We start from the raw sequence: 24,378 nt of genomic DNA on the forward strand, positions 1-24,378 counted from the left end.
TCCCGGTCGCGGGCAAGTCTGCCGTGCGACACCGACACGCGCGGGCCTGTCCGGGACGTGTCGGTGAGATGTCAGTGGTCCGCGGGAGAGTGGGGGCATGACGCAGGTGGTGCTGGTCCCGGGGTTCCGGCTCGGTGCGTGGGCCTGGGAGGACGTGGTGTGGCCGCCGGCGGCCGCGGGCCTCGACCGCGTGCCGTGACCCTGCCGGGCCTGCACCCGGGCGACGACGCGGCGGGGGTGCGCCGCGCCGACCACGTCCGGGCCGTGACCCAGCTGCTCGATGCGCTGGAGGGAGACGTCGGGTACAGCCGCGGCGGCGCGCTGGTGGGCCGGCGAGCCGGCCCCGGACGCACGAGCGCCCCGGTGGTCGGGGGAACCATCGGGGCGCTCGCGGGCAGCGAGCCCGTCAGACCGCGGGCGGGGCCTGCGGCGGGGTTCTGCTGGACCGGGACCTGCTGGACCGGCGCAGCCGCCACAGGCGCCTGCGGGGTCTGCGGCGTCTGCGGCGTCTGCGGGGTGGCCGGCACCGCGGCCGGAGCGACCCGCTGGTCGATGACCTCGCGGTGGGACGTGTTGCTGCGCTGGGCGTTGATGATGATCGACAGGATCAGCGCGAGGGCACCGGCGCCCATGCAGATGTAGCCGATCGTCGTCAGGTCGATCGCGTCGACGCTGTCCCGCACACCGAACGCCAGGATCGCGCCGATCACGATGAGGGCGATGCCGCCTCCGATACCCATGCTGGCTCCTTCCGTGGGGCCGAACGGGGGGACCGTCCGACTCTTGACAGCGCAGTCTTACCGGAGTAGTGCCCACCCGCATCTTGAACGGCTCAGCCGAGCACCTCGGGGTAACCCGTGGAGGGGTCGCCGAGCACGTGCTCGGCGAGGAACGCCTCGACCGTCCGGTACCAGACGACCGCGTTCTGCGGGCTCAGCACCCAGTGGTTCTCGTCGGGGAAGTACAGGAACCGGTGCGGCGTGCGGCCCTCCTCGTCGGCGGGCAGCCCGGACCTCGCCAGGAGCTCGTACCAGAGCCGCAGACCCTCGCCGATCGGCACGCGGTAGTCCTTGTCGCCGTGCACCACCAGCATCGGCGTGACGATGCGCTCGACGAACCGGTGCGGCGAGTTCTCGAGCGCCATCTGCTCGGTCATCTCGCGGGTCCAGTAGTACGCGCCGTCCGTCGTCGGGCCGAACTGGTCGAGCGCCCACAGGCTCGCGTGCGTGACGACGGCCCTGAACCGGTCGGTGTGGCCCGCCACCCAGTTCGCCATGTACCCGCCGAACGAGCCGCCCATCGCCGCGGTGCGGGTCTCGTCCACGTCGTCCCGCGCCTGCGCGACGTCCGCGATCGCCATGAGGTCCGTGTACGGCGCCGCACCCCACGCGCCCCAGCCGACCTGGATGAACTCCTGGCCGTAGCCGGTCGACAGGGCCGGGTCGGGCAGCAGCACCGCGTACCCCTGCGCGACGAGGTTCCACGGGTTCCACCGCCACGACCACGCGTTCCACGAGCCCAGCGGGCCGCCGTGGATCCAGAGCAGGAGCGGTGCCCTCTCCTGCGGGCCGGCGCCGTGCGGGAGGGCGAGCCAGGCACGCACCCGACGACCGTCCTGCACCATCGTCTCGACCTCCGTCAGCGCCCCGGGGAGCTCCAGGTCCGCGGCCGGCGACACCAACGGCGTCGCGGGCACCGGCGCGCCCACCTCTGCCGCCCGGGCAAGGTCGATCCGCACCGGCTGCGACGGCGCGAGGTACGACGTCCGCAGCGCGTAGGCCGTCCGGCCGTCAGGGGCCACCTGGACGTCGGTGAACGTCGCGTCGTCGCTGGTCACGCGCGTGACCGACCCGTCGCCCACATCGACCAGGAACACCGGCGCCCGGCCCTCGTCGTCCGCGACCACGAGCAGCGACGCCGAGTCCGGCAGCCACACCGGGTCGTGCGGCCAGCGGTCCCAGCCCTCCCCGAGCCGCCTCCGCTCACCGCCGGCGAGGGGCACCACGTACAGCTCCACGCGGGGTGCCTCGTGCGGCGTCGAGGTCGTCTCCCGGGTGTAGGCCACCCACCGACCGTCCGGGCTGACGACCGGGCCTCCCACGTCGGCCGCCTCGTCGTCCACGAGCGTGCGCCGGTCCCCCGACGCGACGTCGACGGCGACCAGGCGGGCACGCTGGTCGCCGCGAGCGAGCGGGAGCGTCCAGCCGGTGACGAGCGTGCGCCCGTCGGGGCTGATCGCGGCCCGTTGCTCGACCAGGGCCTTGCGGGCGTCGGGAGTCGCGTCGTGCAGCGTGAGGCGAGGGTCCGTGGTCCCGGCGAGCGGCGTGACGACGTCCGCGTCGAGCGCTGCCGTGAACAGGTGCGGGCTGTCCGGGCCCAGGTCGTGGTCCCAGTACCGCACCGGGTACGAGTCGTGCAGGACGGCCCCCACCTTCTTGTCCTTGCGCTCCTTGCGGAGCCTCTCGTCGGACTCGGCGTCCGTGGCCGACGGCAGCACGTCGGAGGCGACCAGCAGCACCGGCGCGTCCCGTGCCACCCGGACACCGCCGACACCCGCCGTCCGGGCGGCCACCACCCGGGCCTCGGCGCCGTCGGCGGGGAGCAGCCACAGGGCCGGGCGCGGCTCGTCGTCGGGCTCCGTGACGTCCGGGTCGGGCCGGACACTGGTGAACAGCAGGTCGCCGGCAGGGGTGAACGCCGCGCTGGCCTCGCCCTTCGCGCTACGGGTCAGACGCCTCGCGGGCCTCTCACCGGCCGGGTCCACCTCCCACAGCGCCGTGACGTACCTGGTCCTCGCACTGTCGAGAGTGGCCACCGCAGTGACCAGACGTGCACCGTCGGGGGACAGCACGAGCCCGGACAGACGCGGGATCGCCACGTACTCGTCGAGGTCGTGGAAGGGCGTGCTCGTCGCGTCGTCGCTCACCGCTCCATCCCATCACGGTGGTCGCCGTCGCCGTCAGGTGACGGATGGCCCGTCCCGCGATGGTGGTCTCGTGGGTGACGCCGGCGGGACCGCCCGCCCGGGACGGGCCGGGTCTGCGGCGAGCCCAACAATGCGGTCGACCCGGGGCCCCTGATCCACCGCGATGGTGGTCTCGTGGGTGGCGCCGGCGGGGCCGGCCGCCCGAGACGGGCCGGGTCTGCGGCGAGCCCAACAATGCGGTCGACCCGGGACCCCTGGTCCACCGCGATGGTGGTCTCGCCGACGCTGACGCATGTCAGTGCGTGAGGAAGGAGCGGATGGTGGGCGCGACCGTCCTCGCGGTGACGTCGACGGAAGTGAATCGCAGGACGTCGACGCGGCCCGTCGCGAGCAGGGCGTTCTGACGGCGACGGTCGTGCAGGAGCGCGGCCGGAGCCTCGTGCACGTCGCGGCCGTCCATCTCGGCGAGCAGCCACCGACCCCCTCGCAGCCGCCAGCCCAGGTCGCCCCGGCCGACGAAGGCGCCGTCGTCCGACCGGATCTCCACCTGGAGGTCGTCAGGCGGAATGCCGGCATCGTGGCACTGCAGCCGCGCGAACGTCTCGAGCGGAGACTCCGCGCGGGCGTCGACGAGCTGCCACCATGGCCGGACGCGCACCGCGCGGCGCCGCCCGTCGACTGCCCGTCGTAGCTCGTCGAGCCCGCCCGGGCCGAGCCGGCCGCGACGGCTCACGTCGTCGAGAACCGCCACCGCGTTGTGCCGCGGGAGCTCCGGCACCGCCTGCACCAGCGCCGACAGCATCGAGGTGACCCGGCCCGCACCCACGCGGTGCACCGTCCCCAGGTCGAAGCACCGCACACGCATGCCGTCCCTCGGACGCCCCCAGCGTCCGGCGGGCAGCGCCACCTCCGGAGTGATCCGGCTCGGTAGCCCGGCCACACCGTGCAGGGCCAGTGCGCACTGTCCGACAGCGATCGCGTCCGGGCCGTAGGCGAGCAGCCCGAGCCAGGCGCTCCGCTGGCGGAGGTCGTCGAGCGGCCGTCGTGCACGGGGCTCCGGGTCGTAGACGCCGCGGGTCGGGCAATCCCATGCTCCGGTGCTGACGAGTCGTCGGCGGACACCGATGCCGACCCCTTCCGCGTCGCACTGGGTCGCCGAGACGAGACCGCCCTGGCGGCGGGCCAGGACCAGCAGCGACAGCGGGGGTCGTCGTCGAGCGGGCACACGCCACCCGACCGCACGGACGGCTCCTGCAATGACCCCCGGGCGCTGACCGGTGGACACCGCAGCCGCGGACCGCCTCTGTGGACGCCTCACCGCCGCCCTGTTCACCGCTCCCGCCCTCGACCGCTCGCCGACGTGAGTCGAGACCAACGTGCGACCGCTCGCCGACGTGAGTCGAGACCAACGTGCGACCGCTCGCCGACGTGAGTCGAGACCAACGTGCGACCGCTCGCCGACGTGAGTCGAGACCAACGTGCGACCGCTCGCCGACGTGAGTCGAGACCAACGTGCGACCGCTCGCCGACGTGAGTCGAGACCAACGTGCGACCGCTCGCCGACGTGAGTCGAGACCAACGTGGCGGTCGATCGCCGACGGTCCATAGACGCGGATGTTGGTCTCACCGGGCCGGGGCCCACGAACGGCCCGGCCGTCAGCGGCGGCCCCACCGTCAGCGGCGGCCCCACCGTCAGCGGCGGCCCGGCGGTCAGCGGCGGCCCCACCGTCAGCGGCGGCCCGGCGGTCAGCGGTGGCCCCACCGTCAGCGACGGCTCGGGCGTCAGTGGTGGTCGGGCGTCCGGCGAGGGGCGGTCGGCGTGTCCTGGGGTGGCGTGGCCGTGGGGCCGGTGTCCTGGGCGGCGAGGCCGGCGAGCATGACGTTGTACTCGTCGAGCTCCAGGTCGCCCTCGCGGTCCACCTTGCGGTCGCGGCGGCGGGCGGTCCGCTCGTCGTCCCTGGACCACGCGACGGCGACGCCGATCGCGAGGGCGAGCGTGGGGATCTCGCCGATCCCCCAGGTGACGGCGCCACCGGCCTGCTGGTCGCCGATCGCCGACGGCCCCCACGGGCGGCCCATCAGGCCGAACCAGTCGGCCACGAGAAGCACGTCGCCGGTGACGAGCGAGACGCCGAAGAACGCGTGGAACGCCATCGTCGCGAACAGCAGCAGCAGCCGCTGCGGATAGGCCAGGCGTCGGGGCCCGGGGTCGATGCCGACGAGCGCGTTGACGAACAGGTACCCGACGGCGGTGAAGTGCACGACCATCGCGAGGTGCCCGACGGGGCTGCGCAGCGACCACTCGAACAGACCGGTGTAGTAGAAGAGCACCATCGACACGACGAAGTTCGCGGCCGCGACGACGGGGTGCGCCAGGAACGTGCCGACCCGGCTGTGCACGAGCACGAGGATCCACTCGCGCGGGCCGCGGGAATCGTCGTCGCGCAGCCGCGTGGCGCGTACCGGGAGCGCGCGCAGGGCCAGCGTCACCGGGGCGGACAGGGCGACGAAGATCGGCACCACCATCGCGAGCACCATGTGCTGCAGCATGTGCGCACTGAACAGGACGTGGCCGTAGAGGTTCGGGCCGCCGTTCGTCGCCCAGGCGAACAGCGCCATGCCGACGGTCCACGACGCGGCCCGCGCCCACGGCCACGTGTCGCCACGGCGGCGCAGCCGCAGCACCCACCGCCAGTAGACGACCAGACCGGCACCGGCCGCGAAGGCCAGGACGAGGTCCCATCGCCACTCGGTGAGCCAGCGCAGCATCGTCGGCTCGGGAGGCAGCGGGTGACCCGTGAGCTGGTAGGCGGGCGACGGGTCAGGCGGGATCGTCTCCGCCACCGGCGGCGCGGTCTCCCCCAGGGCGACGGCGACGCCGGACACCGCGCCCATGACGGCCAGCTCCACGAGCACGAGCCGCCAGAACAGCGGCCCGCCGCCCGTCGACGGGTCGGCTCCGCCCGCGAGCCGCGGCACGACCGACCGGCGGTGCGCCAGGCCGAGCAGGCCCAGCACCCCGAACAGCGCGACCTTGACGAGCAGCAGCACGCCGTACGCCGTGGTCAGGTCCGCCCACGTGTCGACCCGGAGCAGGCCGTTGACCAGGCCGGACACGGCGATGGCCACGAAGCACCAGCCGGCGACCACCGAGTACCGCGCGACGGACGCCGACAGGTCGGTCCCGATCCTGCGCACCAGCACCGCGAGCGCCGCCAGTCCGCCGATCCACACGGCCGCGCCGACGAGGTGCACGACCATCGACGACGTCGCGATGTCGTGCCCGCTCGCCCCGGCGGCGTGCCCGAGCTGGGCCTGCTGCCAGAGGGCTGCCAGGACGACGACACCGGTCCACGCCGCACCGGTCGGCGTCGCGACGACGAGGGACAGCGCGGTGACGACGGCCGCGACCGTCGTGACGAGCAGCAGCGTCCGCCCGAGGTCGATCTGCGTGACGAAGACCCCGAGCTCCTGCCCGAACGACGGGGTGTCCAGGGTGCGCCCGGCGACGCTCGCGTAGGTGAGCACCAGGTGCGCGATCGACAGCACGGTCCACGTGCCGGCGGCTGCCGCGGCGACGACCGTGCTGCGTGGGTACGCGGCGCCGACTGCGGTACCCACGCCGTCCGGTCGCGCCCGAGCCGGTCGTCGCGCCGCCCGGGACACCGCGTCGATGCGCGGCAGCACACCGACCGCGAGGACGAGCGCCCCGAGGGTCACCGCGCCGGCGAGCTCGGCCAGGCTCGCCGTGACGGGCAGACCCCACCGGACGAGCGCCCCGGGATCGGTGACGAGCGTGGGCAGGACGGCACCCGAGAACGCGACGCCGAGCACCGCGGCGACGGCCGCGCCCACGGCGAGGGCGGCGACCCGCCACGGCCCCGGTGCGCGGACGACGGCGGGGGTCTCCGTCGCCGTCCGACCGCCCGTGCTCATCGGATCAGGGTAGGTCGTCCGGACCGGGCGCTCGTCCCGCGGACCCCGCCCCGGCGTCCGCGGCGTCGAGGGCGTCCACTGCAGGTCGCCGCAGCAGGAGCCACGCGACGATCCCGCCGGCGACGAGCAGTACCGCACCGACGCCGACCAGCACACCCGGCGAGACGGCCTGGTCGTCGGGCGACGGGGCGGCGACGGCGGCCGGCGTAAGCCCGCCGGTCGGTGTCGCGGTCGCAGCGGCGGTCGCGGCGGCATCGGCGGCGTCGGTCGCCTGCGTGCCGGCAGGAGGGTCGCCGGCTTCCGGGACGGCCGTCGCGTCCGGCGGCAGCCCGATCGCGTTCTCCGCCGTGAACGAGAAGGTGCCCGTCACCGGGTGCCCGTCCTCCGACGTGACGCGCCACTGCACGGTGTAGACGCCCTTCGGTAGCCGTTCGAGCAGGTACTGGTTCACGTCGTCGTCCACGAGCTCGGCGGGGCCCGTGCTCGCGACCGTGCCGTCCGGGCCGGTGACGACCACCTCGGTGCCCAGGGCCACCGCGGGCGACGAGAAGGTCAGCGTCACGTGGTGCGGCGGCACCTCGACCGAGGAGCCGTCGGCCGGGTTGGTCCCCACCAGCGCGTCGTGGGCCTGCGCGCCGGTCGCGCCGGCGAGCAGCGCCGCCCCCCACAGCAGGAGGACGGCGGCCACCCGGAGCGGCCGGGTCACGCGGCACCACCCCGGCGGCCGGCGGAGACGAGCGCGACGACGAGCGCGACGAGGCCGAGCGCGAGCCCCGAGGCACCGAGCCCGCGACCGAGGTCGTCGGAGGGCTCGGCCGTGGTGGCGCCGGTCGGCGACCCGGTCCTGGCGGTGGTGGCCGGCCCCGGGACGGGCCTGGTCGTACGGGCATGGTGTGACGGAGACATGGTCGTCCTTCGAGAGGTCGGCGGGGCGTCGTCGGGCGCGCCGACGCCGCCCGGGCACGACGACCTGAAAAGGGCGCGCGTCAGGGGGCGGCGGGCGTGTGCCAGGCGGGCGGACCCCGGCGGGGCACGGCGCCGCGCCAGGCCTGCGGAGCGAGCGTGACCGCCGCAACCGCGACCGGGAGCGCCGCGAGGGCGGGGACGGACGGCGTCGTCGCGGTGGTCAGGGCCACGGAGCGCAGCCAGACGACGAGCCACGCGAGCGCACGGTCGGCGCCGGCGACGACGAGCGCGGCGACCACCGTCGCGACCACGTGTGTCACGAGCATGACTGACGCGCCCAGAACGGTGCCGCCGAGCACCGCGCCGCCGGGGTCGGGGCCGGCTGCCGGCCCGTGCGCGACCGTCGCGGTGCACGTCACGGCGGCCTGCGCGAGGCTCGCGGCGTGGTCGGCGTGGTGCGCGTGCCCCCCGGGGGCGACCGCCGGAGGGCTGCACGTCGTGGTCGCGAACGCGTCGAACGCCCGGTGCAGGACGAGCTGACCGGCACCGAGGACCACGAGCGCCACGTCGGGGCGCAGCCGGCGCCCGGCGAGCACGGCCGTGCAGGAGAGCACGAGGGCGGTCAGCGCCACCAGCACGGCGACCGGCGGCAGCTCCCCGCCGCCCAGGACGTGAGCGAGCGAGGCGAGCGCCACGACGACGAGGGCGACCATCGTCGCGCGCGCGAGGCGCAACGCTCCGGTGGTCGGCGAGGGCACCCCGACACGGTAGTCGTCGGCTGCCTGCGGCCCTGGCGGGTGAAGCGATTCGGCACCGGCCGACCGCACGACCGCCCGACGACCGTGCGGTGCCCGTGACGGGGAACACCCCACCGACCTCTGCATAGGGCAGACACCGGGCGGTCCACTCAGGAATGATGCTGCGTCAGCGGGAACCGTCCCGTAGCGTCGACACCGGACGTCGCCCTCGGCGGCATCGGTGACCTGCGGGTTCGCCGCAAGGCTCACACGGTGCCGCATCGCGCGCCGCATCCCAGGCCGCATCCCCGCACCGCGCCCGTTGCACCCCGAACGAGAAGGCCCATGTCGCAGCAGAGCAGCCCCACGGTCACCCGCCCCGACGATCCGGCGGCCACCTTCACGCCGCCGACGCACCGCGAGATCCTCACGATCCTCGGTGGCCTGATGATCGGGATGTTCCTCGCGGCGCTCGACCAGACCGTCGTCGCGACGTCCATCCGGACCATCGGCGACGACCTCCATGGGCTGTCGCTGCAGGCCTGGGTCACCACCGCGTACCTGCTCACGGCCACGATCTCCACGCCGCTGTACGGCAAGCTGTCGGACGTCTACGGCCGCAAGCCGTTCTACATGCTGGCGATCTCGCTGTTCGTCGTCGGCTCGCTGCTGTCCGGCACCGCCGACTCCATGTACCAGCTCGCGATCTACCGCGGCATCCAGGGGCTGGGCGCCGGTGGCCTCATGGCGCTGGCCATCACGATCCTCGGGGACCTCGTCGCCCCGCGGGAGCGCGCCCGCTACCAGGCGTACTTCCTCGCCGTGTTCGGCACGTCGTCCGTGCTGGGCCCGGTGATCGGCGGGTTCTTCGCGGGGGCCGAGACGATCCTCGGGATCGACGGCTGGCGGTGGGTGTTCCTCATCAACGTGCCGATCGGCATCCTCGCGATCATCGTCATCGCCCGGGTGCTGCACCTGCCGCCGCTGCGCAAGGTCGAGCACCGCATCGACTGGCCGGGCGCGGTCGCGCTCGTCGTGGCGCTCGTGCCGCTCCTGCTCGTCGCCGAGCAGGGCCGGCTGTGGGGCTGGACGTCGACCCGGTCCGTCGGCTGCTACGTCGTCGGCGTCCTCGGGATCGTGCTGTTCCTGCTCGCCGAGCGGTACGCCAAGGGCGACGCGATCCTGCCGCTGCACCTGTTCCGCAACCGCACGTTCGCCGTGGGCGCGGGAGCCAACACGATCATCGGTCTCGGCATGTTCGGCGGCCTCGCGACGCTGCCGCTCTACCTGCAGATCGTCAAGGGCCAGTCGCCGACGCAGGCCGGGCTGACGCTCATCCCGTTCACCGTCGGGATCATGTCCGGGTCGATCATCGCGGGCCAGACGACGTCCCGCACCGGCCGGTACAAGGCGTTCCCGGTGATCGGCACCACGTTCATGGCCGTCGGTGCGCTGCTGTTCGCGCAGCTCCGCACCGACTCCACGTTCGCGGCCATCTTCGGCATCTCGGTGCTGTTCGGCCTCGGGCTCGGCTTCACGATGCAGCCGCTGGTGCTCGCCGTGCAGAACGCCGTGCCCGTCCGGGACATGGGTGTCGCGACGTCGTCGTCCCTGTTCTTTCGGCAGATGGGCGGCACGCTCGGCACGGCCGTGTTCCTCTCGATCCTGTTCTCCACGGTCGGCGACAACATCCAGCGGGCGTTCGAGCGCCTTGCCGGGACGCCCGCCTTCCAGGCCGCCGTCGCGGACCCGGCCGTCCAGGCCGACCCGGCGAACGCGCCGGTGCTGCAGATGCTCCAGGGCGGCCCGGGTGGCGCGCTGCCGTCGCTCGACGACTCGTCGTTCATCAACAACCTCGACCCGCGGCTCGCGAGGCCGTTCTTCGACGGCTTCTCCGACTCGGTCGACCTGGTGCTCCTCATCGCCTCGTGCGTCATGGTCGTGGGGATCGCCCTGACGCTCCTGCTGCCCGAGCTGCCGCTCCGCAACGTCTCGGGCATCCAGGGCCGTGCTGCGGCGGACGCCGAGGACGCCGCGGCGTCCGCTGCCGGACCTGCCGGACCTGCCGACCGTGGCGACGCTGCCGGACCTGCCGACCGTGTCTCCCCTGCCCCACCAGCCGACCCTGCCGGATCGGCCGACCCTGCCGGCCCTGCTGTCTCGGCGGCCGCGGCGACGGCCGCCGGTCCCGCCGTGCCGGCGGCGGCCACGGCCGTCGGCGGCGTGGCCGCGCTGAACGCCGACCAGGACGCGGTGGCCCGCACCGGGTCGCGCGACGCGACGGACTGACGCCCGGCCCTCCCGCACGACCGCTCACCTGCCCACCCGCACGCCTGCGCGCCCGGCTGCGCGCCCGGCCGCTCACCTGCCCGCCCGCCTGCGCGCCCGGCCGCTCACCTGCCCGCCCGCCCGCCCGCCTGCGCGCCCGGCCGCTCACCTGCCCGCCCGCCCGCCTGCGCGCCCGCCTGCGCGCCCGCCTGTCCGGCCCGGCCGCGCGACTTCCTGGCCGCTCGGCCGCCCCGCCGGCCCGCCGCCCCGCCGGCCCGAGGTGAACCTCGGCCGGGTGCGCGTCGTTTCTCCCTGTGACGGCGCGTGCCGTCCTGAGGAGGCCGACATGTCCCTGACCGAGACCGCGCCGAGCGACACCCGTCCCGCCGATCCTGCGCACCATCCGTCCGGCCCGCACGACTGCGCCGGCTGCCTCGACCGCCGTCAGGTCCTCGTCCGCGCGGGCGTCGCGGCCGTCGGGGTCGCCGCCGCCGGCGTGCTGGCAGCCTGCAGCGGGCCCTCCGACGAGTCGTCCGGCAGCTCGTCCGGTGCGGACGGCGGCACGACGGGATCGCCCGCCGCGGACGGGTCGCTCGCCCAGCTCGCGGACATCCCCGTGGGCGGCGCCCTGGCGGCTCAGGACGCGGACGGCAAGCCGATCCTGCTCACCCAGCCGGAGGCCGGCACGGTCGTCGGCCTGTCGGCGATCTGCACGCACCAGGGCTGCACGGTCGCCCCCGACGACGACCACCTGGCGTGCCCGTGCCACGGCTCGACGTTCGACCTCGAGGGCAAGAACACCGGCGGCCCCGCACCCTCACCGCTGCCGCACTTCGACGTGCACGTCGTTGACGGCGCGGTCCTCGCGGGGAAGGCCTGACCCATGGCGACGTCGACCGCGGCACGCACCGCGTCCACGTGGCACACCGGCCCGACGGCCCTGTCCGACGTGGTCCGCGGCCTGGCGGCTGCCTGCGTGATGCTCTCCGCCGTCGTCCACCTCGACCTGTGGGCCGGCGGCATGAAGTCGTTGTCCGTGGTGGGTCCGGCGTTCCTGCTGAACGGGATCGGCGGCATCGTGCTCGGCATCCTGCTGCTGGTGTGGCGGCACTGGCTGCCGCTGGTCGGCTCGATCGGGTTCGGCCTGGCGACGCTCACCGCGTTCATCATCTCGACGACGCCGAGCGGGTTCTTCCAGGTGCACGAGCGGTGGTCCGGCATCCCGGTGTGGCTCTCCGCCGTCTCCGAGGCAGGTGCGGTCGCGCTCGGCGTCGTCGGCCTGGTCGTGGAGCGACCCGCCCGCGGCTGACCAGCTCGCGCGACCGCGAGCCGCCGGTCCGGCTGCGTGCCCGACGGGCGGCCCGGTGCTCAGCCGGACCGGGTTCCCTCCGCCGGACCAGGAGGTCAGCCGCCGGACGCGGTGCTCAGCGCCGGACTCGGTTCCAGCGCCGGACTCGGTGCTCCGCGTCGGACCCGGTGCCCATGGCCGGACTCCGTGCTCCCGCTGGACTCGGTGCTCCCCGCTGGACTCGGTTCTCAGCGCCGGACCCGGTGCTCAGCCCCAGACGAGCCCCTGGGCCGGGTCGGCGAGAGTGGCCGCCACGTCCGCGAGCACGCGCGACCCGAGCTCGCCGTCGACGAGGCGGTGGTCGAAGCTCAGCGCGAGCTGCGTGACGTGCCGCGGCTTGACCTTTCCCTTGTGCACCCACGGCTGCAGCCGGATGGCGCCGAACGCGAGGATCGCTGCCTCGCCCGGGTTGAGGATCGGGGTACCGGTGTCGATGCCGAACACCCCGACGTTGGTGATCGTGATGGTGCCGTCCGCCATGTCCGCCGGGCTGGTGCGGCCGGCGCGGGCGGTGCCCGTGAGCTCCGCGATGCCCTTCGCCAGGTCCAGCAGGCCGAGCCGATGGGCGTCCTTGACGTTGGGCACCACGAGCCCTCGCGGCGTGGCGGCGGCGATCCCGAGGTTCACGTAGTGCTTGTAGACGATCTCCTGCGCGGCGTCGTCCCAGCTCGCGTTGACGTCGGGGTGGCGCCGGACGGCCAGGATCAGGGCCTTGGCCGCGATGAGCAGCGGCGTGACCCGGACGTCGGCGAACTCCCGGTCCGCGCGCAGCCGCTCCACGAGCTTCATGGTGCGCGTCACGTCGATGGTCTGGAACACGGTGACGTGCGGCGCCGTGAACGCGCTCGTCACCATCGCCTCCGCCGTCCGCTTGCGGACCGACTTCACCGGGACCCTCGTCTGGCGGCCGTCGCTCGAGACGGTGCCGGTCGCGAGCCACGGCAGGTCGTCGCCGGGGTACGTCGCCAGCGTGCGGGCCTCTGCCTGGGAGGCACGCTCGAGCACGTCCTCGCGGGTGACGATGCCCCCGGGGCCGGTGGGGGTGAGCGAGTCCAGATCGACGCCGAGCTCGCGGGCGAGCTTGCGCACCGGGGGCTTGGCGAGCGCGTGGCGGGTCGACGCCGTCCTGGTCGGCTGAGCGCCCGCCGGTGCGCTCGCCGGTGCGGCCTTCGCTGTGCTCGTCGGTACGGCCGTCGGTACGGCCGTCGCTGCCCTCGTGGGAGCACCGACCGGCGCGACGGCCACCGGCCCGGCGGCCCCCGTCGCCCGCGGGCGGCGCCCTGCGCCCGGCTCCGCGAGCCCGTACCCGACGAGCACCGACTCCCGCGTCCCGCCGGGTGCGGCGGTTGCACCGGGTCCGTCCGCTCCGTCGCGTCCGTCCGCTCCGTCGCGTCCGCCCGCTCCCGCGGGTCCGCCCGCTCCCGCGGGTCCGCCCGCTCCCGCGGCTCCGCCCGCTCCGCCCGCTCCATCGGGTGCCGCCGGTGCCGACGCCGCGGTGCTCGCGCGGGCCGCCTCGATCTCGTCGGCGCCGCCGGGCTCCACGCCCTCGTGCCGCCGGCCGTCGCCGCGGTGCCCGTGCTCGATGGCGCCGCCGTGCGCAGAGCGCGCCACGGACGCGTCGGTCGCGCCGTCCACCCCGTCGGACGCGCCCGCCACATCCGCCGCATCCCGTGCTCCGTGCGCCGGAGCGACGGGTGCGGGGTCGGACCCGGCGGGATCGGTGTCGATCTCGATGATGGGCGTGCCCACGTCCACCGTCTGGCCGGGCTCGACGAGGATCGCGCTCACGACGCCCGCCCAGGGGCACGGCAGGTCCACGAGGGACTTGGCGGTCTCGATCTCGACGATCGTCTGGTTGACCTCGACGGTGTCCCCGACCGCGACGTGCCACGCGACGATCTCGGCCTCGGTCAGGCCCTCGCCGGCGTCCGGGAGCGGGAACTGCAGGTACGTCGGCACGGTGTGGTCTCCTCGGCCGTTGCGGGCTGGGTCGGTCAGCGGTCGGTCGGCGGTGGGTCAGCGGTCGGCGGGTCAGCTGTCGGTCGGTCGGCGCGTCGCGGGTGGGCTGCGTCGCCTCGCCGGGCGTGGTGGCGAGGCGACGCAGGAGCCGTCAGAACGCGAGTGAGCGGTCGACGGCGTCGAGGACCCGGTCGAGCCCGGGAAGGTAGTCGTGCTCGATCTTGGCGACCGGGTACGGCGCGTGGAACCCGCCGACGCGCAGCACGGGGGCCTGCAGGTGGAAGAAGCACTCCTCGGTGATCCGGGCGGCCACCTCGGCACCGGACCCGTAGAGCACGGGCGCCTCGTGGACCACGACGCAGCGACCCGTCTTGCGGACGGACTCGGCGACGGTCGCGGTGTCCAGCGGGGACAGGGCGCGCAGGTCCACCACCTCGATGCTCGTGCCCTCCTGGGCCGCAGTGTCCGCGGCCTTGAGCGCGGTCTGCACCGTCGGGCCGTACGCGACGAGCGTGACGTCCGTACCGGCCCGCACGATGCGGGCCTTGTCGAGCAGCTGCCCGGCCGGTGCGGCGTCGAGGTCGACGTCGCCCTTCTCCCAGTAGCGGCCCTTCGGCTCGAAGAACAGCACGGGGTCGGGCGAGGTGATCGCCTGCTGGATCATCGAGTACGCCTCGGCGGGGCTCGACGGGCTCACCACCCGCAGCCCGGCCGTGTGCGCGAACAGCGCCTCGGGCGACTCGCTGTGGTGCTCGACCGCCCCGATGCCGCCGCCGTACGGCACGCGGATGACGACGGGGACCGTGAGCCGGCCGCGGGAGCGGTAGTGCATCTTCGACAGCTGTGTCGTGATCTGGTCGAAGGCCGGGAAGATGAACCCGTCGAACTGGATCTCGCAGACCGGCCGGTAGCCGCGCAGCCCGAGCCCGATCGCCGTGCCGACGATGCCCGACTCGGCCAGCGGGGTGTCGACGACGCGGTCCGCGCCGAAGTCCTTCTGCAGCCCGTCGGTCACCCGGAACACGCCGCCGAGCCTGCCGATGTCCTCGCCCATGAGGAGGACCTTGGCGTCCTGTTCGAGCGCGCGCCGCAGGCCGAGGTTGATGGCCTTGGCGAACGTCAGGCGCTGGACGCCGCCGGGGGTCTGGTCCGTCGAGCGGACGGTGTCGGTCGTGGTGCTCACCGCTGGCTCCCCTCTCCGGCGCGGGCGCCGTCGGCGAACGACGCCTCGTACTGCTCGAACCACACGCGCTCCCCCTCGACGACCGAGTGCGGGCTGGCGTAGACGTGCTCGAACATCGACGCGGGCGACGGGTGGCCCATCGCCCGCACGGTGGCGCGGATGCGCTCGCCGAGCGCGTTCCCCTCGGCGGCGAGCTCCTCCACGAAGGCGTCCGGCAGGTCGCCGCGCTCCTCGAGATGGGTGCGCAGCCGGTCGATCGGGTCCCGCAGGCGCCAGGACTCCTCCTCGGCCGAGGAGCGGTACCGGGACGGGTCGTCGGACGTGGTGTGCGCACCCATCCGGTAGGTGTAGGCCTCGATGAACGTCGGGCCCCCGCCGGACCGCGCCCGCTCCAGCGCCTCGGCGGTGACGGCGTACGTCGCGAGGACGTCGTTCCCGTCGACCCGCACCGAGGGGACGCCGAACCCAGGCCCGCGGTCGGCCAGCGGGACCCGGGACTGCTTGCTCGTCGGCTCCGAGATGGCCCACTGGTTGTTCTGGCAGAAGAACACCACCGGCGCGTTGTTCACGGCGGCGAACACGAGCGCCTCGCTGACGTCCCCCTGCGACGTGGCGCCGTCGCCGAAGTAGGTGACGACGGCGGCGTCGCGGCCGGGGTCGCCCGTGCCCACCGAGCCGTCGCGCTGCAGGCCCATCGCGTACCCGGTGGCGTGCAGCGTGTGCGAGCCGATCACGAGCGTGTAGAGGTGGAAGCCGTGGGCCACCGGGTCCCAGCCGCCGTGGTCGACGCCGCGGAACAGCCGGAGGACGTCCGCGAGGTCGACGCCGCGCGTGTGGGCGACGCCGTGCTCGCGGTAGCTCGGGAACACGTGGTCCTGCGCGGCGAGCGCCCGGCCGGAGCCGATCTGCGCCGCCTCCTGGCCGAGGCACTGGGCGAACAGGGCCAGCTCGCCCTGTCGCTGCAGCGCGGTCGCCTCGGTGTCGAACCGCCGGACGAGCACCATGTCGCGGTACAGGCCGCGCAGCGCCTCCGCGTCGAGGTGGGCGACCTGTGCGTCGTAGGTGGGGTGGGGCGTGCGTACGCCCTCGGGGGTGAGCAGCTGCACGAGCCCGTCGCCGGTGAGCGGGTCGCCTGTCTGGGGGCCGGTGATGCCCACGCGTGGTCTCCTTCGCGTGCCGCGGCGGGGGCCGCTCCGGGTGGTGCCGGTCGGTGGCTCCCCCCACGGACGCTCTCGTCGGAGGCCTGGGGGGCGAACCTACGTCAGCGTAGGCTACGCGACCGTAGGTTCCTCCAGAAGTCGACGCACAAGGCTCGCCGGAGCGGGTTGTGGGGTCCCTACAGGCCCTCGGGAACCGTCGGCCGAGGCCTACCAGGCCGTGCCCGGACCGCATCGGACCTTGGTCCTGGGCATCTGCCCAGGTCAGCGCGGAGAGGACTCCGCCGTGACCTCGAGCAGCAGGTCGGTGGCCTCCCGCTCGCCGGCGCTGACCCGGACCCCGTCCCCGGCGAACGGGCGCACCAGCACCCCGGCGCGGGCCGTGCGCTCCGCGAACGCCGACGACTGGTCCCCGAGCGGGAGCCACACGAAGTTCGCCTGGCTGTCCGGCACGGTCCAGCCCTGAGCACGCAACCCGTCGAGCAGACGGGTCCGCTCGACCACGAGCTTGTCGACGCGCGCCATCAGCTCCCCGGTGGCCCGCAGCGACGCGAGCGCGGCGAGCTGCGCGACGTGGGAGACACCGAACGGCGTCGACGCCATCCGGATCCCCGCCGCGAGCCGCGGCCGTGCGACGGCGTACCCGACCCGCAGACCGGCCAGCCCGTAGGCCTTGGAGAACGTGCGCAGCAGCACCACGTTGGGGTGCTCCGCGTACAGCGCGAGCCCGTCGGCCGCCTGCGGGTCGCGGACGAACTCGACATAGGCCTCGTCGAGCACCACGAGCACGTCCTTGGGGACGGCGGCGAGGAGCTCGGCGAGCTCGTCCGCGTGCACGGCCGGGCCCGTCGGGTTGTTCGGGGTGCACACCAGCACCGCGCGGGTCCGCGGCGTCACGGCGGCCGCGAGCGCCCGCAGGTCCAGACGCCCGTCGGCCCCGACGGGGACCGGGACGCCCACCGCGCCGGCGAGCGTGACCGCGATCGGGTACGCCTCGAACGAGCGCCAGGGCATGACGACCTCGTCACCGCTCTCGCACACCGCCTGCAGCACGTGCCCGAGCACCGCGACCGAGCCACACCCGGTCACGACGGACTCCGGCGGCACGAGCAGCGACGCGGCGACGGCCTCCGTCAGCTCCGTGGCGTACATGTCCGGGTAGCGGTTGATGTCGACCGCGGCGTCCGCGACGGCAGCGACCACGGAGGGCAGCGGCGGGTACGGGTTCTCGTTCGACGAGAGCTTGTACGCGGCGGCCCCGACCGGGACGCGAGCACCGGGGACGTACGGCGGGAGGTCGGCGAAGGCCCTGCGGAGGGGGACGCGGCTCACCGGCACAGCATGCCATCCCGGTGCGGCCCGACCGTGGCGGGACCGGCGCGCATGGCAGGATCGCGCCATGCCCTTCGTGCTCCGCGTGCTCATCAACGGTGTCGCGATCTGGCTCGCGACGCTCGTCCTGTCCGGGCTCGAGGTCGTCGGCGGCGACTCGAGCTGGGAGACGGCGGGCATCATCGCGCTCATCGCCCTCGTGTTCGGGCTCGTCAACGCGATCGTCAAGCCGATCGTGTCGTTCCTGTCGATCCCGCTGTACATCCTCACGCTCGGCCTGTTCACGCTGGTCGTGAACGCGCTGATGCTCATGCTCACCGCATGGATCACCGGGCTGACGTCCTGGGGGCTGCGCATCGACAGCTTCGGCACCGCTGTGCTCGGCGGGCTGATCATCTCGGTCGTCAGCTTCGTGCTGTCCGTCCTCATCCCCGAGAGCCAGGACTGACCGGTCCGTTCCCCACGGTCCGGTCCTCGGATCCTGGCCGCTCATGGCCGGCCTCCGGCGAGCGCCGGCCCGAGGGTGGCCGGTCGGGGAAGGCCGGTGGCGGGGTCGGTCCGGACGAGCTCCGGGTCCCGCGTCGCCTGGTACTGCAGGGTGACGGCGGTGGTGCCGTCGGGGCCGAGCACCTCGGCGAGCGCGTCGTCGAACGCACGGAGCGCGGGGCTGGTCGCCGCCGCCGAACGGGCCGCGACGACGGTCTCGACGTAGGTGCCGACGGCGTGGGCCTCGACGAGGCTCGGCTCCCCTCGTGCGTCGGTGGCCGGAAGCCGGCGTTCGAGCACCACGACGCGGTCCGAGGCGTCGTCGGGCTCGCCGTCCGTCAGGGGCACCACGTCCTGGCGGTGCCGGACGTGCAGGGTCGGGACCCCGGACGGCACCGTCGTCGGGAGGTCCGGCGACCCGGCGGTGACCACCGCGCGGAGGTCGAAGAGGCCCACTGACAGGGCGGCGACCTTCACCGCGACCATGCCGCCCTGGCTGTGCCCCGCCAGCACGACGGGCTCGTCGGGCGGGATGCCGGCCTGGCGCATGGCCTCGATCACGGCGCCGGACATGTCGTCCGGGAGGCCCGCCATCAGGCGCAGGTTGGTGGTCAGGTCGGTCGGGACGTCGGCGTCGAGGTCCCACGTCTCGGTGCCCGGGATCTCGACGGCCCAGCTCCGGGCACCGTCGGGGTGGTCGAGGCGCTGGATGGTGATCGCGCCGTCGGGCGTCCCCGGTGCGCTGGAGGCAGACCCCGGACCGTAGGAGCGGGCGACGTTCCGGAGCAGGTCGGCGGCGTCCCGCGGGGCGTCGAGCTGCGACGGGTGGTGCCGGGGAAGCACCACCGTGGGGCCGGCGTCGGGGAGGTGGCCCGCGACGAGCCGTGCCACGACGGGTACGGCGTGCTCCGCGGGGAGTCCGAGCCGCCGGCCGATCCCCACCAGGTACTGGGCGAGCACGTCGAGGGCGAGCTCGGCCCTGCCGTCGGCGAGCAGCCGTCCGGGCGCGTCCTCGAGGTCCCGGCGCAGCGCGCGGAGCATGGCGCCGGGGTCCTTCTCCCGGAGTGCGGCGGTCAGCCCGTGCAGCGCGACGCCGTCGGCCGTCGCGACCGCACCACCGGCGAGCACGGGAAGCGCGAAGGAGCCGGTGAGGAACCACGTCGACCCGGCGTCCGCGGCCGCCGCCTCCAGCGCCGACCGCATCAGCCGGTGCACCCACGACTCGGCGCGGTCGTATCCCTCCACGACCTGACGGAGCCGTCGGGCGACCTCCCGCAGGTCGTCGGCGGCCCGTGCCGGTGACGCGGCGCCGGTGCGGGCGGCGGTCAGCGCGCCCATGGCGGCGTGCGCCTCGGCCGGGCGGTCGAGGAGCCGGGCCACGGCGGCGTCTTGGGCGACGGCCAGCGCGTCGGACGCCTGGTCGAGCCGCCGGACAGCGGTCTCCAGGGCCGTGACCGCGTGCGTGAGGTCGTCGAGGTCCGCGACGGTCGGGCCCCGGCCGCCCGCGACCGTGAACCCCGACCCGACGTCCGGGCCGAGCGTCACCACTCCCACCCGCCAGGGACCGCGCCATGGCCGACCGCCAGGTCGAGGGCAGCCAGGTCGAGGGCGGCCACCGGCAGCACGGCGGCCTCGACGCCCGACCGGACGGCGGCGGTCCGGGCCGACGCGTCGGCGAGGACCGCGCGGTACCCGTCGGCAGCCGCGGAGACCCAGGGCACCTGCTGCGCGAGCGCGAGAGCCCGCCGTGCGGCCTCGACGTCGTCGAGCGCACGCGCGAGGTGAGGACCTGTGCGCTGCATGACCCGGACGCTAGGGCGAGCCGCGGGTGGGCCGGCCGCGGTCCGCCACCGCCCGGCGCGTGCACACCCGGGCACGGGGGCTGTGGACGCCCCGACGGGCCTGCCTACCGCGGCACCGGCACCGACACGCACACCGGCACCGGCACCGGCACCGGTCGGCCTACCGCCGCTGCCACCACGCGGTGGCGGGTGGCGACCGCACCAGCCCGGCGGCCAGCATCGCCCCGACGATCGCCACCACCCGCAGCACGTCCCCACCCGCCAGCGACGCGCCCGACACGAGGACCGCACCGACGGTGAGCACCTGCGCCCCGACCTGCACCCAGGCGACATCCCCGAGCATGGCGCCGAGGACGGCCACCTCCACCCGCGCCCGGGCCGACGTCCGCGCGGCCACGGCGGCGCACCACAGCACGAGGTGCACGAGGAGGACGAGCGCCATCAGTGCGAGCAACGGTGGCGGCCCGGTGAGCAGCACACGCAGCCCGACGAGGCCCACGAGCAGCCCGGGAAGCACCGCACGGGGCCGGATCGCCGTCGCCACCGCGAGCGCCACGAAACCGACGAGGACCCCGGGAGCCGGCGGCGTCCCGGTGCTCGAGAACGCGACGCCCACGAGCAGGCAGCCGAGCACGCCGAGCGCGACGCACAGGGCCAGCGCGGAGACGCATCGACCGAGCCGGACCTCGATCTCCGGCGCCCCGGTACCGCGCGACGGGAGCCTCATCGGGACCCCGCCCCGGCCCGTCGCCGGGCCTGCCGCGCGAGCGTCGCGAGCGCGACCTCCGGCGCGTTCCCCCAGGTCACCACCTCGACGTCCCGCTCGGCCAGGTCGGCGAGCCTGTCCTCACGCGCGAGGCCGATCAGGCGCACCGCGATCCGCTCACGGTCGCCGAGGTGCCCCACGTGCAGGGTCGGCAGCACGTCGACGGCGACGACCCGGTGGCCCAGGTGGCGCCACTGCGCGGCTGCGAGGGCGGCCTCGTCGTCGAGGAACGTCGAGAACACCAGCACGAGCGCGCCGGACGGCAGCCGTGGGGCTCGCCGCCGCACGGCAGGCTCGCCCTGCGGCTGGGTCACGGCGAGCGCGTGCCGGATCCGGTCGAGCTGGCGCCGTCCGCCGCCGGGAGGCAGCGGGCGCCGTCGCACGCCCAGGTCGTCGAGCCCGACCCGGTCGCCCTGGCCCAGGTAGGTCTCGGCGACGGACGCGGCCGCACCGCGCGCGAGGTCCAGGGACGTCGGGTCCTGCGCCCGCGGCGGGACGGACCCGCGCCACGTGAGGGGGTCGGGGCCGACGTCGTCCCGCGAGTCGAGCACCAGCATCACGACCGCCTCGGCGAGCGCGTGCTCCCGGCGCACGTACAGCTCCCGCAGGTCCGGCGAGCGCCGGGCGGTGACACGCCAGTCCACACGTCGCAGCCGGTCGCCGGGGGTGAACGGGTGCACGTCGCGCAGGCCGCCGCCCTCGCCGGGCCGGCGGGACTCGTGCGCGCCCGTGAGCCCGCGCAGCCGGTGCGGGAGCGGGACGGCTCCGAGCGCCCGACGGGCCGGCAGCACCACGGTCCCCCGCGTGACGGGCGGCGTCGGGACGGAGACGCTCGCGCCACCCGGACCGACTCCTTGGGCGTCCACGGTGGCGACCTCCAGCACGCCGGTCCGCACCGTCCGCACGACGACGCGCAGCCGCCGGGTCGAGACCCCGGTGGCAGGGGACGGCACAGGGTCGAGAGGGGACACGGCCTCGGGAGGGGGCGCGGTCGCAGCCGCGCCGGGCTCGGGACCGCGCACCGCCACGAGCACCTCCGCGAGCTCGCGCCCGCCGCGGCGCAGCCCGACGAGCACACCGGGCACGCCGTCGGGCGCCACCACCTCGACCACCGACTCCATGCGCCCCGGCTCCGGCACGCCGTCGGCCCCGGCGAGCCGCACCACCACGTCGGCGGTGGGCCGCCGACGCCAGTCCCACACCCCCGCCACCAGCGGCGCGGCGCCGAGCACGGCGACGTCCGCGCGACCTGTGAGCGCACCACCCACGAGCAGCAGCGCCCCTACGGCGATCGACCCGGCCGACGCCCGGGTCCGCGGCCACCGGGCGCTCACACGGCGTCCGCGACGGTCCGCCGGGTCGTCGTCGGGCCGGGGACCCGGCGCAGCATGTCCTCGACGAGACGCTGCGGCACGAGGCCCGCGGCCCACGCCTGCGGGGTGAGGGACAGCCGGTGCGCGAGCGCGGGCACGGCCACGGCCTTGACGTCCTCCGGTGTCACGAAGTCATGCCCGTGCAGCACGGCGCGGGCGCGGGCGACGAGCACGAGCGCCTGCGACCCGCGCGGCGAGGCCCCGATCTCCACCGCGTCCTCGGCGCGGGTGGCCGCCGCCAGGTCCACGCAGTACCGCAGGATGTCGGCGTCCACGTCGACCGCCTCGACGCCGGCCTGCATCGCCAGCAGCGTGCGGGCGTCCACGACGGTCCGCACGGTCGCGCCCTCCTGGCGCCGGCCGAGCCGCCGGGACAGCACGTCGACCTCCCCGTCACGACCCGGGTACCCGACGGCCAGGCGCACCATGAAGCGGTCCAGCTGCGCCTCGGGCAGCGGGTACGTGCCCTCGTACTCCACGGGGTTCGACGTGGCGACCACGTGGAACGGCTCGGGCAGCGGGTACGTGCGGCCGTCGACCGTGACCTGGCGCTCGGCCATCGCCTCCAGCAGCGCCGACTGGGTCTTCGGGGCGGTCCGGTTGATCTCGTCGGCGAGCAGCAGCCCGGCGAACACGGGGCCGGGCCGGAACTGGAAGGTCGTGGTCGCCGGGTCGAACACCGACGACCCCGTGATGTCGGACGGCAGCAGGTCGGGCGTGCACTGGACCCGCCGGAACTCCAGGCCCAGGGCGGTGGCGAGCGACCGCGCCGCGAGCGTCTTGCCGAGCCCCGGCACGTCCTCGAACAGCACGTGGCCGCCCGCGAGGACGGCCGCGAGGGCCGTCTCGAGCGGTTCGCCCATCCCGACGACGACCGTGGCCACCTCGTCCAGGACCGCCCTGCCCTGGTCGGCGACGTCGGCGACGGACAGCGGGGTGACGGTCATGGGGTGCTCCGGGGGGTCGTGGGTCGGTCGGTGCCGAGGGCTTCGAGGACGTCGAGCGTGTGCCGCACGTCGGGCAGGGTCGGCAGGGGCGACGAGTACCGGGTGAGCGTGGTGAACGCGCGCTGCCCGACGAGCGCCTCGACGGCCCCGTCGTCCTCCGCCGCGCCGAGGCGCAGGCCGTGCCGCGCCAGACGGGTGGTCGCGACGAGGCGGAGCCGGCGCAGCACCCACTCGCCGACCCGCTTGTCCCGGCCGACCATCGTCCAGGCCAGGTCCTGCACGTCGCCGCGCACACCGTGCAGACGGGGGGCGGCGGGTCGCGCCCACCGGGGCTCCGGCTCCGCGTCGATCCGCAGCAGCACGACCGCGAGCGCGGCACCCGCCAGCCCGACGAGCACCGGCGACCAGGACCGCAGGCCGCCGGCCCACGACATCCCGGCCAGCACGAGGAACGTGGCCACGGGCTGCCAGCGGCGCTCCCACCACCTCATCCTTGTGCCTCCTGGCGCCGGCTCGCGAGCCCCTCGGCGATGGTCGCGAGGCTGCGGCGGGCGCTCGCGACGTCATCGGCGGTGAGCGCGTGGCCGCTGTACCGGGCGGCCAGGTACAGGTCGAGGAGCGCTCGAGTGGCGGCCGGGTCGGCGTTCGTCGCGTCCAGCACGTCGACGGTGAACTCCGTGGCCGTCTCCGCCCGGTCGCGGACCAGCCCGCCCGACGCCGCGGCGTGCTCCAGCGCGACCCAGGCGGCGACGACCGCGTCGCCCGGCGGCTGCTCGTCGTCGAGCTCCCGGACCGCCCGGCGGACGCCGTCCTGCATGGCGGGGACCCGGTGGTCGGGTCCCAGACCGGCCTCACCGGCCGGCGGGGAGCGGTCGAGGGTCGCCGGCTGCAGCCGCGCCCGCACCAGCCGGACGAGCCACCGGGCGAGCACGGCCAGCAGCCCCACGACGGTCAGCACGACCAGCACGAGCACCACGAACATGACCCACGGCGGCGTGGAGGTGTCCGTGGGTGTCACCGGAGCGTGGGACGGGAACAGGCTCTCCGCCACGAGCGCCGGGTCGCCCGGGTCCGGGCGGACGCCCTCGTGCACGTCGAGCGACCACGGCCCCGCCCCGGCCGCGGCCAGCACCGTGAGGACCACGAGCGCGCCCACGCCGAGAACGGCGGCCGGCAGGCGGCTGGGCTGCGCCACGGGGCTCCTCGGCGGGCTGGAGGACGGTCGCGCCCGGGCGTCGGACCCGGGCATGCC

At 75.2% G+C, this 24,378-nt stretch carries 22 protein-coding genes; 4 read left to right on the plus strand and 18 right to left on the minus strand.

Going from position 1 to position 24,378, the window contains the following annotated elements:
- Positions 1-71 precede the first annotated feature (71 nt).
- From ACVW07_RS09495 to ACVW07_RS09525, 7 genes are all read right to left on the minus strand, one after another.
- Positions 72-740 carry a DUF6458 family protein gene (locus tag ACVW07_RS09495; protein WP_456819004.1) on the minus strand — a complete coding sequence of 223 codons (669 nt, stop codon included), beginning with the start codon at positions 738-740 and terminating at the stop codon, positions 72-74.
- 92 nt (positions 741-832) lie between these two features.
- Positions 833-2,926 (minus strand): alpha/beta fold hydrolase, encoded by a 2,094-nt coding sequence (locus tag ACVW07_RS09500; RefSeq protein WP_456819005.1) that lies wholly within the window; start codon positions 2,924-2,926, stop codon positions 833-835.
- Positions 2,927-3,221: 295 nt separating this feature from the next.
- On the minus strand, positions 3,222-4,151 hold the full coding sequence (locus ACVW07_RS09505; RefSeq protein WP_456819006.1) for a type IV toxin-antitoxin system AbiEi family antitoxin domain-containing protein: 930 nt from the start codon (positions 4,149-4,151) through the stop codon (positions 3,222-3,224).
- Positions 4,152-4,708: 557 nt separating this feature from the next.
- Positions 4,709-6,862 carry a cytochrome c oxidase assembly protein gene (locus ACVW07_RS09510; RefSeq protein ID WP_456819007.1) on the minus strand — a complete coding sequence of 718 codons (2,154 nt, stop codon included), beginning with the start codon at positions 6,860-6,862 and terminating at the stop codon, positions 4,709-4,711.
- 4 nt (positions 6,863-6,866) lie between these two features.
- On the minus strand, positions 6,867-7,568 hold the full coding sequence (locus tag ACVW07_RS09515; protein ID WP_456819008.1) for a copper resistance CopC family protein: 702 nt from the start codon (positions 7,566-7,568) through the stop codon (positions 6,867-6,869).
- Complete coding sequence (locus tag ACVW07_RS09520; protein WP_456819009.1) at positions 7,565-7,768, minus strand: hypothetical protein; 204 nt, start codon at positions 7,766-7,768, stop codon at positions 7,565-7,567. The genes ACVW07_RS09515 and ACVW07_RS09520 overlap by 4 nt, the downstream gene beginning before the upstream one ends.
- 80 nt (positions 7,769-7,848) lie before the next feature.
- Complete coding sequence (locus ACVW07_RS09525; RefSeq protein ID WP_456819010.1) at positions 7,849-8,526, minus strand: hypothetical protein; 678 nt, start codon at positions 8,524-8,526, stop codon at positions 7,849-7,851.
- Positions 8,527-8,850: 324 nt separating this feature from the next.
- Here ACVW07_RS09525 and ACVW07_RS09530 point away from each other — a divergent pair, with 324 nt between their 5' ends.
- From ACVW07_RS09530 to ACVW07_RS09540, 3 genes are all read left to right on the plus strand, one after another.
- Positions 8,851-10,794, plus strand: a complete 1,944-nt coding sequence (locus tag ACVW07_RS09530) for an MDR family MFS transporter (RefSeq protein ID WP_456819011.1) — start codon at positions 8,851-8,853, stop codon at positions 10,792-10,794.
- Positions 10,795-11,119: 325 nt separating this feature from the next.
- Positions 11,120-11,653 (plus strand): QcrA and Rieske domain-containing protein, encoded by a 534-nt coding sequence (locus ACVW07_RS09535; RefSeq protein WP_456819012.1) that lies wholly within the window; start codon positions 11,120-11,122, stop codon positions 11,651-11,653.
- Positions 11,654-11,656: 3 nt separating this feature from the next.
- Positions 11,657-12,082: a hypothetical protein gene (locus tag ACVW07_RS09540; RefSeq protein ID WP_456819013.1), complete on the plus strand. Its 426-nt coding sequence runs from the start codon at positions 11,657-11,659 to the stop codon at positions 12,080-12,082.
- 246 nt (positions 12,083-12,328) lie between these two features.
- Here the strand turns inward: ACVW07_RS09540 and ACVW07_RS09545 are convergent, their stop codons facing one another.
- From ACVW07_RS09545 to hisC, 4 genes are all read right to left on the minus strand, one after another.
- Positions 12,329-14,080: a dihydrolipoamide acetyltransferase family protein gene (locus ACVW07_RS09545; RefSeq protein ID WP_456819014.1), complete on the minus strand. Its 1,752-nt coding sequence runs from the start codon at positions 14,078-14,080 to the stop codon at positions 12,329-12,331.
- A gap of 151 nt (positions 14,081-14,231) precedes the next feature.
- The gene (locus ACVW07_RS09550) at positions 14,232-15,263 is read right to left on the minus strand and encodes an alpha-ketoacid dehydrogenase subunit beta (protein WP_456819015.1); all 1,032 of its coding nucleotides are present in this window, start codon (positions 15,261-15,263) and stop codon (positions 14,232-14,234) included.
- Positions 15,260-16,420 carry a pyruvate dehydrogenase (acetyl-transferring) E1 component subunit alpha gene (gene pdhA / locus ACVW07_RS09555; RefSeq protein WP_456819016.1) on the minus strand — a complete coding sequence of 387 codons (1,161 nt, stop codon included), beginning with the start codon at positions 16,418-16,420 and terminating at the stop codon, positions 15,260-15,262. The genes ACVW07_RS09550 and pdhA overlap by 4 nt, the downstream gene beginning before the upstream one ends.
- 264 nt (positions 16,421-16,684) lie before the next feature.
- Entirely contained in the window at positions 16,685-17,752 is a 1,068-nt protein-coding gene (gene hisC / locus ACVW07_RS09560; protein WP_456819017.1) for a histidinol-phosphate transaminase, read from the minus strand.
- Between the two features lie 67 nt (positions 17,753-17,819).
- Here hisC and ACVW07_RS09565 point away from each other — a divergent pair, with 67 nt between their 5' ends.
- A complete protein-coding gene (locus tag ACVW07_RS09565) occupies positions 17,820-18,200 on the plus strand; it encodes a phage holin family protein (RefSeq protein WP_456819018.1) in 381 nt (126 codons plus the stop codon).
- Between the two features lie 41 nt (positions 18,201-18,241).
- Here the strand turns inward: ACVW07_RS09565 and ACVW07_RS09570 are convergent, their stop codons facing one another.
- The 7 genes from ACVW07_RS09570 to ACVW07_RS09600 all read right to left on the minus strand — a co-directional run bounded on the left by ACVW07_RS09570 (position 18,242) and on the right by ACVW07_RS09600 (position 24,321).
- Positions 18,242-19,783, minus strand: a complete 1,542-nt coding sequence (locus ACVW07_RS09570; RefSeq protein ID WP_456819019.1) for a hypothetical protein — start codon at positions 19,781-19,783, stop codon at positions 18,242-18,244.
- Positions 19,780-20,040 carry a hypothetical protein gene (locus ACVW07_RS09575; RefSeq protein WP_456819020.1) on the minus strand — a complete coding sequence of 87 codons (261 nt, stop codon included), beginning with the start codon at positions 20,038-20,040 and terminating at the stop codon, positions 19,780-19,782. The genes ACVW07_RS09570 and ACVW07_RS09575 overlap by 4 nt, the downstream gene beginning before the upstream one ends.
- Positions 20,041-20,200: 160 nt before the next feature.
- Entirely contained in the window at positions 20,201-20,767 is a 567-nt protein-coding gene (locus ACVW07_RS09580; protein ID WP_456819021.1) for a hypothetical protein, read from the minus strand.
- On the minus strand, positions 20,764-22,140 hold the full coding sequence (locus ACVW07_RS09585; RefSeq protein ID WP_456819022.1) for a DUF58 domain-containing protein: 1,377 nt from the start codon (positions 22,138-22,140) through the stop codon (positions 20,764-20,766). Before ACVW07_RS09585 ends, ACVW07_RS09580 begins: the two co-directional genes overlap by 4 nt.
- Entirely contained in the window at positions 22,137-23,126 is a 990-nt protein-coding gene (locus tag ACVW07_RS09590) for an AAA family ATPase (protein ID WP_456819023.1), read from the minus strand. The genes ACVW07_RS09585 and ACVW07_RS09590 overlap by 4 nt, the downstream gene beginning before the upstream one ends.
- Positions 23,123-23,617: a hypothetical protein gene (locus ACVW07_RS09595; protein ID WP_456819024.1), complete on the minus strand. Its 495-nt coding sequence runs from the start codon at positions 23,615-23,617 to the stop codon at positions 23,123-23,125. The genes ACVW07_RS09590 and ACVW07_RS09595 overlap by 4 nt, the downstream gene beginning before the upstream one ends.
- Entirely contained in the window at positions 23,614-24,321 is a 708-nt protein-coding gene (locus ACVW07_RS09600; protein ID WP_456819025.1) for a DUF4129 domain-containing protein, read from the minus strand. The genes ACVW07_RS09595 and ACVW07_RS09600 overlap by 4 nt, the downstream gene beginning before the upstream one ends.
- Positions 24,322-24,378: the final 57 nt, after the last annotated feature.

The organism is Cellulomonas sp. URHB0016 (assembly GCF_054057935.1).

Bases quoted from the DNA above. Each gene is read 5' to 3' on its own strand.
- ACVW07_RS09520 (WP_456819009.1), bottom strand. From the start codon at position 7,768: ATGTCTCCGTCACACCATGCCCGTACGACCAGGCCCGTCCCGGGGCCG.
- ACVW07_RS09510 (WP_456819007.1), bottom strand. From the start codon at position 6,862: ATGAGCACGGGCGGTCGGACGGCGACGGAGACCCCCGCCGTCGTCCGC.
- ACVW07_RS09530 (WP_456819011.1), top strand. From the start codon at position 8,851: ATGTCGCAGCAGAGCAGCCCCACGGTCACCCGCCCCGACGATCCGGCG.
- ACVW07_RS09535 (WP_456819012.1), top strand. From the start codon at position 11,120: ATGTCCCTGACCGAGACCGCGCCGAGCGACACCCGTCCCGCCGATCCT.
- ACVW07_RS09595 (WP_456819024.1), bottom strand. From the start codon at position 23,617: ATGAGGTGGTGGGAGCGCCGCTGGCAGCCCGTGGCCACGTTCCTCGTG.
- ACVW07_RS09590 (WP_456819023.1), bottom strand. From the start codon at position 23,126: ATGACCGTCACCCCGCTGTCCGTCGCCGACGTCGCCGACCAGGGCAGG.
- ACVW07_RS09540 (WP_456819013.1), top strand. From the start codon at position 11,657: ATGGCGACGTCGACCGCGGCACGCACCGCGTCCACGTGGCACACCGGC.
- ACVW07_RS09575 (WP_456819020.1), bottom strand. From the start codon at position 20,040: ATGCAGCGCACAGGTCCTCACCTCGCGCGTGCGCTCGACGACGTCGAG.
- ACVW07_RS09565 (WP_456819018.1), top strand. From the start codon at position 17,820: ATGCCCTTCGTGCTCCGCGTGCTCATCAACGGTGTCGCGATCTGGCTC.
- ACVW07_RS09580 (WP_456819021.1), bottom strand. From the start codon at position 20,767: ATGAGGCTCCCGTCGCGCGGTACCGGGGCGCCGGAGATCGAGGTCCGG.
- ACVW07_RS09495 (WP_456819004.1), bottom strand. From the start codon at position 740: ATGGGTATCGGAGGCGGCATCGCCCTCATCGTGATCGGCGCGATCCTG.